We start from the raw sequence: 14,117 nt of genomic DNA on the forward strand, positions 1-14,117 counted from the left end.
TAAGTTTACCCAAATGAGGATGTATCAAAGATGGCTTTTAAGTTCCTAGCACTTTCTGAGCATGCGTTTAAGTCTTTTTTGACATGAATGATAGCGAGTTGGCTGAATGTGGGCTGTCTTGGATTGACGTTGACGCTCATCTAGGGTATCTGATTCGTAATCACCTTAGCCAATAGCCTCGACCTCTTTTTATTCCGCATTGGGCTCTCAATTATTTAGCAATTGGACTCTATTTTAGATCTATTTGCATTTACACCAACGTTATTTCCCCCCCCTTGCATACGCCTAACTCGCTTCAGTATTCACCAAAAAGATCAGAGGAATGGCTGCTGGGATTAGTTTTCCGCCAAATCACAGCAATCCAACAAATTAAAACGCGGCCATAAAAATCGACGAATTAACGCCTCTTATAGATATTTATGTCTAAAATTAGAACTATAAATATTGAAACAAAAATTCTGATGAAAGGCCGTTCTGTCATCAGTTGTTCTATATGACTATGGAGACAGATGTGAAGACAGAATCAGTGCCCTTTCAATCTAAGTTTATTACACAGCACTGGCGCCGTGATACCTATACCTATTTATTTGCATTATCATTTATTGCGCTACTCGCAAGCTGTTCGCATTACTTGACCCAACGTATTATTAAACAACAAGAAACAGCGGCAAAGGTGATTAACCTTGCAGGCCGCCAGCGGATGCTGACCCAACGCATTACCTTATTAGCTGGTGATCTAATAAGTAACGCATCAGTCGATGACCACTTTATACGCAATTATCAAAGTAACATTGATCATATGCTGATAGTTCATGATGCATTGCGTAATGGCTCAAGCAAACTTAATATTCCTGCTCCCTCTCAAACTATTCGAGCAATTTTTAACCAATCTCCCATTTTTCTTAATCAACAAGTGACCTTATTTCTAACCCACGCTACAGAGCTTGAATCAACAAGCAATAGTGCGGCAGAAAACCGACAAATCTATCAGCAATTAAAACAAGCGGCTTATCACAAGCTACTGCAATCTCTTGATGATTTAGTGCTTGAATATCAGCAAGAAAGTGAATCAGACGTGGCTAAATTACAAACTTACAATGTGATCTCATTAGTCATACTTCTGTTCACGTTACTAGCGGAGGCTATATTTATCTTTCGCCCTTTACTATTAAATCTCTATCGCCGTGAAACGCAGTATCACCAGTTGCTCAGAAAGATGGAAGGAGAAATTGCAGAACGGGTTAAATTTCAAGTATTTAATGACCCATTAACAGGCTTATCCAACCGCTTATCGATGATTGCAAAATTAGAGACATGTATTCAACTCGCTAAACATAATGAAGAGCATCTAGGGGTTGTCTGCATAGGCCTTAGTCGATTTAGTAGTATTAATGACAGTTATGGTCATGAACGTGGTGATAGCGTATTGCAACAGCTAGCAATTCGCTTAAATCAATTTATTGAGCAACGTTATGGCTTTATTAGTCGCATTGCCGGTGATGAATTTGCTTTAGCTCTAAATCAGCAAAAAAACCACCTTGAAATATTACATCTGATCCGAGAATTATCAGAGATCATTAATCAAGCAATGACAATAGGCGAGGACGAAATCCAATTGTCAGCCGTGTATGGTTTAGCTTTTTATCCTGAGGATGGCCATAAAGCTAACAACTTACTCACTCATGCAACGCAAGCAATGCGAATGGCTAAAACAGGAGAAAACAATCAGTTCCAACTGTTTCAACCCTCAATGACCGCGCAAATTACCCGTCGTCTCAAACTTGAACAACGCTTGCGCCGAGCGGTTCTAGATGACACACAATTGGTGCTGTTTTATCAACCTAAAATCGACCTACAAACCGGTGAAATAATTGGTGTTGAAGCACTCATCCGCTGGGAGCATCCTGAGGAGGGAATGCTCTCTCCCGCTGAATTTATCCCGATTGCCGAAGCGAGTAATTTTATCGTCGAGTTGGGTGATTGGGTGTTGGTCTCTGCCTTGAAACAGATAGCGCGGTGGAATCAACTCAACCACTCGATTGAAGTGGCCGTCAATGTCTCGGTTAAACAGCTACTGCATGGAAACATCAGTCAGCGGATTTTTGTGTTAACCCAACAGATGAATATTCATCCCCAGCAAGTACAGCTAGAAATCACCGAAGACAAATTGATGGATAACCTCGACCATATCATCACCCAGCTGCAACTACTGGAACAGTATGGCTTTATTTTAGCAATTGATGATTTTGGTACGGGTCACTCCAGTCTTTCCCGATTAAAAAGTCTCCCGTTTAAAGTCCTTAAAATCGATCAATCATTTGTTGCTAATATCACCACCGACAAAAATAATGCGCAGTTAATTTCCGCGATTATTAGTATGGGGCATTCATTGGATAAAATAATGATTGCCGAAGGCATTGAAACAATTGAACAAATGAAGTTATTACAAAGCCTTAAATGTGAACAAGGCCAAGGCTATCTATTTTCACGTCCCTTACCTGCCCACGAGATCACACACCTATTACAACATCCAGCCGATATGCGAGAACGGTATCTGCAAACACCATCTAAAACGATCTGATTTGCATAAAAAGTAACGTCTGGCTCCCCGGTTAAATCATTGAACATCTGCGGGTGTTTTATTCATCCATCTGCTTCTCATGCACAACGAACGAATACATCATATATACATAAATTTACAAAAAATGACAAAATATTACATATAAAAGCTATTTAGTTTGTCTTTTTTGAATTAAATCACCAAATTTTATTTAATTTTGGCAATGGAACACTTTATGCTAAAAATCATCTATACACAGCCATATTCATGGAGCATATGACGCTGTGTATCGTTATTAAACATCGATTCAAATCTAAATATAAATATAATAAGGAGTGAACATGGCAGGCGGAGTTTTAAAACAAAAACTTGGATTACTTGATCTCACGTTACTCGGTATCGGATCAATGATCGGTTCAGGCTGGCTTTACGCGGCGCTGAATAGTGCAGGCTTTGCGGGCCCCTTAAGTGGCTACGCTTGGGCTCTTGGCGCAGTTATTATTTTGTTGATTGGGCTAGTTTTCGCAGAATTATCAGCGAGTATTCCACGAGCCGGAGGGTTTGTGCGCTACCCCAACTTCACCCATGGCAACTTAGTCGGTTTTGTCATTGGCGTCAGTGCGCTATTATCTTACACCAGTACTGCCGGTGTTGAGGTTGAAGCGGTTCGTCAATATGCACTATTTTGGTGGCCGGCTTTAGGGCACAGCGATGGCAGCCCGACCGATCTCGGTTTTATCATGCAAATTGTGCTGCTGGTCTTTTTCTTTTTGCTTAACTACTGGAGTGTAAACTTTTTTGGACGCATTAACACATTAGTCACTGGGATCAAATTCATTGTACCCATCATTGCCATCATCACCTTTTTTGGTTTCTACAAAGGGGCAAATATGAGCATTCCATCAACCCATCCAGGCGGAGTGCATGGTATATTCTCGTCATTAACAGGCGCAGGCATCGTCTTTGCCTACCTAGGATTTCGTCAAGCAGTCGACTTTGCCAGCGAAGCGAAAAATCCACAGCGCAACGTACCACTTGCCATTATCTTCGCGTTGATCGCAAGTTTTGCCATCTATATCCTCTTACAATTTGCCTTTATGGGCGCCGTTCCAACTACGCTGCTAAAAACGCATGGTTGGCATGGTTTAGAGGGCGTCTTTCAATCACCCTATGCTGATTTAGCGCGCTCTCTAGGGCTCACTTGGCTGATAAATTTGATCCTGATTGATGCCGTTATTTCCCCAGCAGGGACAGGCAATATCTATTTGGCGGGCGCCAGTCGAGCTTTGTTTGCTTGGGCTAAAAATGGCCATCTGTTTAAAATTTTCGGTCAAGTTGATGAAAAATCAGGCGTTCCTCGCGGCGCCCTGTGGTTATCACTGATCTTAGCCATAGCTTGGACATTGCCATCTGAGTTCCAAGTGTGGGGCGGTCTGATTGCGGCGGTCACGTCAGCAACCGTGTTTACCTATATGCCAGGCCCAGTCAGCGCCGCAGTATTTCGTCTGCGTCGGCCTGATTTAAAACGTCCTTTTAAATTGCCAGCCTTTGTGCTCATCAGTCCACTTGCATTTATTGCCAGCACACTGTTGATTTACTGGAGTGGCTGGAGTGTTAATCAACTGCTCGTTCCTATCTTTGTCGCTGCATGGGTAGGCTATGCCCTATTCGGTCTCAAAGAACAAGGCCTAGCCGATGAAATCAAACGCAGCGCGTGGTTGCTGGCCTATTATGTGGGATTGTATGTGATCTCCTATCTTGGTACTTATGGCGGCATTAAAGCGTTAGGCTCAACGACTGCAATGGTTGCCATTGTATTGCTCGCACTAATCACCTACTTTTGGGGAATTGTGAGCGCTTACGAGCGACCTGAGATCCCAGTCGAAGCAGATGAATTTGATATTATTACTGAAGATAGCAACGCTGTTGTCTCACTCTAAACATTGATGGTAAAAATAATAAGGCCACCTAAAGGTGGCCTAGCTTAAGATTGAGTTAAGCGCTCCCGCGCCCTTAGCTGCGGAAATAAACGCATCCACACTGCCACCACCAGCAGCGTCCCCACACCGCCAATCGCCGCTGCCCCTACGGCACCAAAGGCACTGGCTAATACGCCCGATTCAAACTCACCTAGTTGATTGGATGTATTGATAAAAATAGAATTGACAGCACTAACCCGTCCACGCATCTCATCGGGCGTGTCTAGTTGCACCAAAGCGCCACGAATCACCATACTAATCATATCAAATGCGCCCAATAATGCTAAAGACAATAGTGACAACCACAGCCAATGGGAGAGAGCAAACACAATGGTGGCGATACCAAATCCAGCGACCGAGGCAAACATAATCAGGCCAACCCGTCGCTGAATAATGCGATGTGCTAACCAAAATGACATCAATAGCGCCCCAACCGCTGGAGCGGCACGTAATAATCCCAATCCCCAAGGACCAGTATGTAATATATCTCGAGCAAAAATGGGTAATAACGCCGTTGCTCCACCTAATAATACCGCAAATAGATCAAGTGAAATCACCCCTAAAATCACCGGCCGCGCACGGATAAAATGGATGCCAGCAAACAGCGTTTTAAGCGTTGCGGGGGTTCGAGCAATCACCTGTGAGAGCGGTACACCAATCATACACAACAGCGCCACCAAATAGAGCGCCGAACTCACCGCATACACTAAATCAGCTCCGCCAATATATAAAAAACCACCGAGTGCAGGACCGATAATCGTCGCCATCTGCCCTGCCGAGCTATTCATCGCCATGGCTCGCGGCAAAATAGATTCGGGAACAAGACTGGGCACAATCGATTGCATCGCCGGAAATTCAAACGCTCGAAACACGCCAATCCAGACCACTAATCCTAACAGCATGGTTTCATCCAAGATCTTCAGCCAACTGCCAATGGCTAATAGCACAATTGCAACCAGTTCAAAAAAGCGAGATAACACAATGATTTGACGACGCCGAAATTGATCGGCGACATGGCCAGCTGGCAGAGCCAACAACAATGAGGGGATAAATTGCGCCAGTCCAATCAGCCCTAAATCGAAGGCCCGTCCCGTCATAGCATACACTTGCCAGCCAAGTGCAACCGATAACATCTGAAAACCAAAACCTGATGCGAGTCGAGAGCACCAAAACCATAAAAATGCGTGATGCTTCCAAAGTGAAGCAGGCTTCGATGAAGTAGGATGGCTCATGTTCTTATATATGCCTATGCTTGAATCGACAGTACAATGAAAAGAGGAATAAACTAACATTCCTCCAGAAAAGTGATCGGAGGCAATCACTCGATAACACGCTGATCAATAGATAATTTAACAAGTCTGCTATATAGATAACATGTATGTTACAATAATCAGGGTTGAATACACAGCCTTTAGTAGGCGATAACGAACAGAGAGTCAATGGTCCATGTCTGACTAATTAAAGGACACGTCGAATGAATAGTTTCAATACCAAGGCAACCCTGCAGGTTGCTCACCAGTCGTATACAATTTTTCAACTCGATAAACTCACCCCAACCACTCAAGTTGAACGACTCCCCTATTGCTTAAAAATTCTACTTGAAAACTTATTACGTAAAGAAGATGGGCATATCGTCACAGCGGATGATATCCAAGCGCTGATCAATTGGCGTAGCGAGGCTAAACCCAGCGCTCAGATTGCATTTACCCCGTCACGTGTTGTTTTACAAGATTTTACAGGCGTACCAGCCGTCGTCGATTTAGCCGCGATGCGCGATGCCATTACTCAACTAGGTGGCGATCCACAAAAAATTAACCCGTTAGAGCCAGTCGATTTGGTAATTGATCATTCGGTGATGGTCGATCATTACGCCAGTGCAACGTCGCTTGAGCAAAACATTGCCAAAGAGTTTGAGCGCAACCAAGAACGCTATCAATTTTTACGCTGGGGCCAACAAGCTTTTTCAAATTTCCGTGTTGTACCGCCAGATACTGGGATTGTACACCAAGTCAATTTAGAATATCTCGCACAAGGTGTAATGACTAAAAGCATCGCCGGCACCCTCTATGCCTACCCTGACACATTAGTAGGTACTGACTCACATACCACCATGATCAATGGGTTAGGCGTCCTCGGCTGGGGAGTTGGCGGAATCGAAGCCGAAGCGGCTATGCTCGGGCAACCCATTAGTATGTTACTGCCTCAAGTGGTTGGGTTTGAGCTGACTGGCGAGCTGCCAGAAGGCGCAACTGCAACTGATTTAGTCCTCACGGTCACGCAAATGCTCCGTGAGCGCGGCGTCGTTGGACAATTTGTTGAATTTTTTGGCGATGGCTTAGCCCATCTACCATTGGCCGATCGAGCCACCATTGCCAACATGGCCCCAGAATATGGTGCCACTTGCGGTATTTTCCCCATCGATGAAGAAACACTGCGTTATCTGCGCCTAAGTGGACGCGATGAACACCAAGTAGCACTGGTTGAAGCCTATGCTAAAGCGCAAGGATTCTGGCGTTATCAAGGCGCCACATCGGCCGATTATTCAGGCGCTATCATGCACTTAGATCTAACGCAAATAGAGCCTAGTATTGCCGGTCCCAAACGCCCCCAAGACCGAATTCTATTATCACAAGCAAAATCTGCGTTTGTCGACCAATTACAACTAAACGGCCAGTCACTTGCCCGTTTTGCTGATGACGGTGGCTCACCGACAGGAGATGACACGGGTCGAGATGAATCACGACACGATCCCAAACGGGCGTTGCAAGATGGTGACATTGTGATCGCTGCGATCACGTCGTGCACCAATACTTCAAACCCAGCAGTGATGCTGGCGGCTGGACTTGTTGCTAAAAAGGCCCATCAATTAGGGTTAAAATGTAAGCCATGGGTGAAAACGTCACTTGCCCCAGGCTCTCAAGTGGTTCCCGCTTATCTTGAAAAAGCCGGCTTAACAGAGCACTTAGATGCACTGGGGTTCAATCTTGTCGGATTTGGCTGCACCACCTGCATTGGCAACTCAGGCCCGCTGCGGGAACCAATCGCACAAGCAATTCAAGATGATAATCTCACCGTTGCTGCGGTGCTCTCAGGGAATCGTAACTTTGAGGGACGAATCCATGCCCAAGTTAAAACCAACTACTTGGCGTCACCACCACTAGTCGTTGCCTACGCGCTAGCAGGCAGTATGCTGGTTGATCTCTATCGCGAGCCATTGGGTATGAGCGATGCGCAGCGGCCTGTCTACCTTAAAGATATTTGGCCTAGCCAACAGGAGATTGCCGAGCTTATCTCACAAACTCTAGATGCCGCCACCTATAAAGAGCACTATCAAGATGTCTTTCGTGGTAGCGAGCAATGGCAAGCGTTACCGGTTCCTGATTCTCAGACATATAATTGGCCGACATCCACCTATGTCCAAAACCCGCCTTATTTTGAAGGGATGACATTAGACCTAGAGCCATTACCGCATATTCAAAAAGCGCGCTGTCTCGTCAAGGTCGGCGATTCGATCACGACAGATCATATCTCTCCGGCCGGTTCAATCAAAGCCGATAGCCCGGCTGGAGAATACCTGCAAAGCCAAGGCGTGGCTCCCAAGGATTTTAACAGCTTAGGTTCACGGCGAGGCAATCATGAAGTGATGATGCGCGGTACTTTTGCTAATGTACGATTACGCAACCAACTCGCACCTGAGACTGAAGGCGGCTTTACCTGCTATTTTGAAACAAATGAAATCACCACCATCTTCGATGCAGCAATGCGCTATCAAGCCAATAATACGGCATTAATTGTTCTGGCTGGTAAAGAATATGGAACTGGCTCCAGTCGTGACTGGGCAGCCAAAGGAACGAAGCTGTTAGGCGTTCAGATAGTCATTGCACAAAGCTACGAGCGTATTCACCGCTCCAACTTGGTCGGTTTTGGCGTACTACCTTTGCAATTTAAAGAGGGACAAAGTGCCGAAAGCTTGGGCCTTAGAGGGGATGAAATATTTGATTTCGGCCCGCTCGAAGGTGAACCAACCGCTATAAAAGTGAGTGCACAGAATCGCCAGAATAATGATCTGATTGAGTTTGAAGTGGACGTACGTATCGATACCCCAGCAGAGTGGGATTATTACCGCCATGGCGGGATCTTACACTTTGTCTTACGTCAACTCGCGGCATAACAAACAGACAGCACTGCTAGCAGTGCTGTCCACCAGCTCGGTTGAACAAGTTGCAGCGGCTATACAGAACCGCTTCAATTTCCCATGTTGACGGTCACCCTATTATACGAACGACTTACTTTTATTATTTAATGCGTAGCGATGTAAAAATGCCACCCTCGATTGCAACAAAGACATTAGACGCCGCTCTAGCCACGGTGGCCGGCTATGTCACCAAGCTATCCGCTAAATAGCTAGATAGACTCACGCTAAAAGGATGAATATGAGAAATAATGGTGGCTGGTCAGAAGAAGCACTAGGATTATATATTGAATAGACAATCCCAGTACTTGCTAATATGCCTTACAAATTAAATTGCCCGACCAACTTGTTTAATCGGTCGGATAGTTCATGCAGCTCTTGGCTCGCCTGCGCTAATTCTTCGGCCGTATGCGTCGTTTTGGTATTGAGTTCACTCATACTTTCAATATTTTGATTGATACTGCCTACTGTGGTTGCTTGCTCTTCGGTGGCCGTCGCAACTTGGCTATTCACATCGCTCATATCTTGAATAAAGCGATAGATATCATCAAGCACAGCGACAGCCTGCTCCGTCGTATTTTCCCCTTTTTCAGAGAGCTGTTGACCGGTTTGCATGGCATCCACCGCCTGCTGGCTATCGGCTTGCAGTTTGCTAATCATGGTTTGGATCTGCGCGGCTGACTCGGTGGTCCGTTTGGCTAAATTACGCACTTCATCAGCAACGACTGCAAAGCCTCGGCCATGTTCACCCGCACGCGCAGCTTCAATGGCAGCATTGAGTGCCAACAAGTTAGTTTGATCAGAGACCCCTTGAATCACATCTAGAATAGAACCGATATCGCGGGTTGTGCTCGCCAACTGCTGTACTTGCGTTACAGCATTGCTCATACTTTGCGCCAGATGATGAATCACATCTTTCGTTTGGTTGATGACTTCTCTACCCTGCTCGGTATGCAATGAAGCTTGCTTAGCCGTATCGGAGGCGGTCGCAGCATTGCTCGCAATTTCGCTAATAGTCGCGCCCATCTGATTCATCGCGGTGACAATACTCAATGATTGTTCATGTTGATTCTGACTATTGTCATGGGTGATAGCCGATTTTAGCGAAACACTTTCAGCTTCCTGCTGCAAAGTTTGACTGGTTTGAGCCACCGCCATGATCGATTGTTGGATCTGCGCGACAAACGCGTTAAAACCCTCGCTAAGCAAGGCTATCTCATCTTGCCCTTGGACGTCTAAACGCTGCGATAGATCGCCGCCGCCATTGCCTAGATCACGGAAACGCTGGGCAATGTTTTTAATCGGGTTTGCAATCCCGTTGGCTAACACAAATGCCAACCCAATAAAAATCAGAACCACAACCAGAGTGGTTATCATAATCTGCATGGTGATCTGATGAATATCTGCAAATATTTCCTGCTCAGGAACCACCCCCACCACAAACCAATTCATCGATGGCACATAATGGCTCGCGACAAACAATGATTTTCCATCAATAGTGGTTTTAATAAGATTAAAGCTATCTTTATTGAGCAATGTCGATGCTTTATCAGCATAGAGTGCTTGAATCGACTTACTAGACTTAATGGCTGGACGCCCAATCTGAATCTCGCCTTTAGCATTAATCAGATACACATAACCGGTTTTTTCAATAGTAAAGCGGTTAAGCAGCGCCACCATCTCACTCATTGACTTACCAACACTAGTCATCAACTTACCATCAACTTGTTGATAATCGGCAAACATTTTCACGGTTCCATTCGCTTCTTGAAACATACTCACCATGGTTGGCTTATCGGAGTGAATAAAGTCAAAAAACCAGCTGTCTTGTTGATGATTCAGTTGCCGCAAAAAACCATCTTGGTTCCAAAAATTGGCAGACTGACGACTCGCAATGGTCGCATCCGATAATCCGTACTGTTGACGCAAGCGCTGCAGTTGCGCCACCAGATGCGTCTGATCAGACGCGCTAACTTGACCATCATGAAATACTGCTTCAACAAATTGATTATTCGCAAATTGCTGGCTGGCGGCCAGTAGTAGCTCAACTTGGTGATCAATATCTAAAGAAAATTTATCTAAAATACTGGGTAATTCCACTTCCAATAAACGATGGCGGACAATCGCCTTACTGTCTTGCTGGACCATCACCCCAACAGTGAAGGTGGATAAAATAACCGCCAAAGCGATCACGGCAATAATTTTATTGCGAATACTCATATTCTTAAAAAGACCCATAACTGACCCTATCATCCCTTCACTTAACTCAAACAATATTTGGTATGAAAACCATACCGAGACCCCAGCCTCTTCACCCTATTCATTCCAATCAACCGGTTATTTTAGGATTTCGAGAATAAACGCCCCCTTATGCGATGGCAACGATATAATGCCTGGTTGGCCTGCCTGATCATAATCACTTCTAGGCCAGAGAAATAGTGACAAATAAAATTTAATGATTTTTAAATCATTAAAAAATCATGATCTGGATCAATATATGTTAACGTTTGAGTCGTGAAGTAAAATCAAATCTAACGCGTATAGCCACCGCCTAAATTTACTATTATCCTGTTTTTAGTCGGTTTAAATTGAAATATAATCATTATATAACAGTGTATTAATTTAATTAATGATAGATATAACCTCTATATAAATGATTCATGAAATGTATTTATACTAACTGTAAGTGATCGATAGAAATAACAATTATTACTCTAAGAGTAATAGTATTACCCTGCACGTTATTGATGCATTCTCCTTTAGGCGATTAAACTTTAGCCATCTTATACAGATCCCTACCTAAAAATAGAAATCTGTAGTTGACTAAATGAGGAGACTTAAAATGCCGCAAAGTACAACGTCGGCGCGTAAGTGGAATACTCGGCGCATCGAAAAAAAACGCCGTATTGACTCAGTTCGCTCAATGTGTGATGGCAAAATACTCGCCACTGACGATATTATTCCCGCGCTAGAAAAACTCATTGCCCCCCATGACCGTGTCGTGATGGAAGGCAACAACCAAAAACAAGCTGACTTTTTATCTCGTTCGCTGGCTGCAGTTAACCCCGAAAAACTCCATGATCTGCATATGGTGATGCCAAGCGTCGGCCGCTCAGAACATTTGGATCTATTTGAAAAAGGGATCGCTAAAAAACTCGACTTTGCTTTTTCCGGTCCTCAAAGTCTACGAATTTCGCAGCTGGTTGAAGATGGTTTGCTCGATATTGGCGCCATTCATACCTACATCGAATTGTATGCTCGTTTATATGTCGACTTAATCCCCAATGTTGCGCTAGTTGCCGGTTTTAAAGCGGATAAGAAAGGCAATTTATATACAGGGGCTAGTACCGAAGATACCCCAGCCTTAGTTGAAGCTGCAGCATTTAAAGATGGCATTGTCATTGCGCAAGTCAATGAACTGGTCGATGACGAAGATGATCTGCCCCGTGTTGATATTCCAGGCTCGTGGATTGATTTTATCGTCGTCGCGGATCAACCCTTCTTTATCGAACCACTATTTACCCGTGACCCTCGCCTGATCAAACCCATTCATATTTTGATGGGCATGATGGCGATTAAAGGGATCTACGCCAAACATAATATCCAGTCACTCAATCATGGGATTGGCTTTAACACAGCCGCCATTGAACTACTGCTACCCACCTATGGTGAGCAATTAGGTTTAAAAGGCAAAATCTGTAAACATTGGACATTGAACCCTCACCCAACCTTAATTCCAGCTATTGAAAGCGGCTGGGTTGAAACCGTGCACTGTTTTGGCGGTGAACTGGGCATGGAAAATTACATTAGCCAACGTCCGGATGTTTTCTTTACTGGTGCCGACGGTTCCATGCGTTCAAACCGAACCATGTGTCAGTTGGCGGGTCAGTATGCTGCCGATATGTTTATCGGATCGACCTTGCAATGCGACGCTGATGGTAACTCATCAACCGTTACTCGCGGGCGGATCTCAGGCTTCGGTGGCGCGCCAAATATGGGTCATGATCCACACGGTCGTCGTCATGCAACCCCAGCGTGGCTCGATCTGATCCAAGAACCAACACCTCTATCACGCGGTCGTAAACTGGTCGTGCAAGCGGTCGAAACTCATCAAGCGGGCAATAAACCAACCTTTGTTGACAAGCTCGATGCCATCGACGTTGCAAAACAAGCCGGGATGCCTTTAGCTCCAGTGATGATCTACGGAGATGACGTGTCACATATGCTGACCGAAGAAGGGATCGCTTATCTGTATATGGCAAAATCAGAGCAAGAACGTCGTGACATGATTGCAGCCGTTGCCGGCATTACCGATATTGGAATGCGCATCAGTCGTGAACGAGTCAGCCAACTGCGCGCTGAAGGCAAAGTTGTCTATCCCGAAGATTTAGGAATACGCCGCAGTGATGCCACCCGCTCGTTATTAGCGGCCGGTAGTATTTCTGAGTTGGTTGAATGCTCTGGCGGACTCTATCAGCCACCCGCGAAATTCCGGAGCTGGTAATGTTTTTTATCTCTCGTATCGATACTGATCCAGCGATGGATCTCGCTGAGCAGCTCGCTAAAAGAGCGACTCAGGCGCTACTTGATGAAGTGAACCTCACGCCCAAGCCAGGGCTGGTCGATCAACGCAGTAGCGGTGCGCATCACGATTTGAGCCTAGATCTGATGGAAGCGTCAGCACATAGCTTGAGCGCAACCTTCTATGAACTGGCATTAGTCAGTTGGCAGCGTCAAGCGGATGTCGCTTTACGTCTTGAAATCGGCAAGATTGGTCGGGCTGGCGAACAAGCCATGATGAACGTTACCCATGGGGTCAATACCCATCGTGGCGCCATCTGGGCACTCGGTTTACTCGTGAGCTCAGCCGCGATGTTGGGCGGCGAATACGAGAGAGCACTTAACATTACTCAGGGCGCAGCTACCATGGCTAGCATTGGTGACCCAATGCAGCCACAGAGCTTTAGTAAAGGCAAATGTGCCAGCCAACGTTATCGGATCCCAGGGGCGAAAGAACAAGCTCAATTAGGCTTCCCTGCGATCATCAACCGAGGTTTACCGCAGCTGCATCTCAGCCGTCAACATGGCGCGAATGAATCACAAGCCCGTGTGGATGCACTGCTCTCGATGATGTCTTCACTGACCGATACGTGCGTTCTCTCGCGAGGCGGAACTGATGCACTCAGCGCAATGCAGCGCGCGGCTTCATTGGTATTGGACGCTGGTGGTATGGCAACCATCCATGGCCAAACGCGCTTTGACCAACTCGAACAGATCATGCTGACCCATTACATCTCGCCTGGTGGCAGCGCCGATCTATTATCTGCAACTTTGTTATTGGATGGGCTGACCCCCACCCCATTAACCAACCCAAATTGAGGGTGCT

At 45.5% G+C, this 14,117-nt stretch carries 7 protein-coding genes; 5 read left to right on the top strand and 2 right to left on the bottom strand.

The window, feature by feature from the left end:
* The first annotated feature begins 511 nt into the window (after positions 1-511).
* On the top strand, positions 512-2,581 hold the full coding sequence (locus tag ABUE30_RS05995; RefSeq protein ID WP_408622803.1) for a putative bifunctional diguanylate cyclase/phosphodiesterase: 2,070 nt from the start codon (positions 512-514) through the stop codon (positions 2,579-2,581).
* Between the two features lie 320 nt (positions 2,582-2,901).
* Entirely contained in the window at positions 2,902-4,500 is a 1,599-nt protein-coding gene (locus ABUE30_RS06000) for an APC family permease (RefSeq protein WP_408622804.1), read from the top strand.
* 44 nt (positions 4,501-4,544) lie between these two features.
* On the opposite strand, the gene ABUE30_RS06005 is transcribed toward ABUE30_RS06000, so the two are convergent.
* Positions 4,545-5,771, bottom strand: coding sequence for an MFS transporter (locus ABUE30_RS06005; RefSeq protein WP_408622805.1), 1,227 nt, complete (start codon positions 5,769-5,771; stop codon positions 4,545-4,547).
* A gap of 242 nt (positions 5,772-6,013) precedes the next feature.
* On the opposite strand from ABUE30_RS06005, the gene acnA reads away from it, so the two are divergent.
* Entirely contained in the window at positions 6,014-8,710 is a 2,697-nt protein-coding gene (gene acnA / locus ABUE30_RS06010) for an aconitate hydratase AcnA (RefSeq protein ID WP_408622806.1), read from the top strand.
* Between the two features lie 342 nt (positions 8,711-9,052).
* On the opposite strand, the gene ABUE30_RS06015 is transcribed toward acnA, so the two are convergent.
* The gene (locus tag ABUE30_RS06015) at positions 9,053-10,969 is read right to left on the bottom strand and encodes a methyl-accepting chemotaxis protein (protein WP_408622807.1); all 1,917 of its coding nucleotides are present in this window, start codon (positions 10,967-10,969) and stop codon (positions 9,053-9,055) included.
* A 604-nt stretch (positions 10,970-11,573) separates the two neighbouring features.
* On the opposite strand from ABUE30_RS06015, the gene mdcA reads away from it, so the two are divergent.
* Together mdcA and ABUE30_RS06025 are read left to right on the top strand one after the other, a co-directional pair.
* A complete protein-coding gene (mdcA, locus tag ABUE30_RS06020; protein WP_408622808.1) occupies positions 11,574-13,235 on the top strand; it encodes a malonate decarboxylase subunit alpha in 1,662 nt (553 codons plus the stop codon).
* Positions 13,235-14,110, top strand: coding sequence for a triphosphoribosyl-dephospho-CoA synthase (locus ABUE30_RS06025; protein ID WP_408622810.1), 876 nt, complete (start codon positions 13,235-13,237; stop codon positions 14,108-14,110). The genes mdcA and ABUE30_RS06025 overlap by 1 nt, the downstream gene beginning before the upstream one ends.
* Positions 14,111-14,117: the final 7 nt, after the last annotated feature.

The organism is Celerinatantimonas yamalensis, from assembly GCF_046054155.1.
In the GTDB taxonomy this organism is placed as follows: domain Bacteria; phylum Pseudomonadota; class Gammaproteobacteria; order Enterobacterales; family Celerinatantimonadaceae; genus Celerinatantimonas; species Celerinatantimonas yamalensis.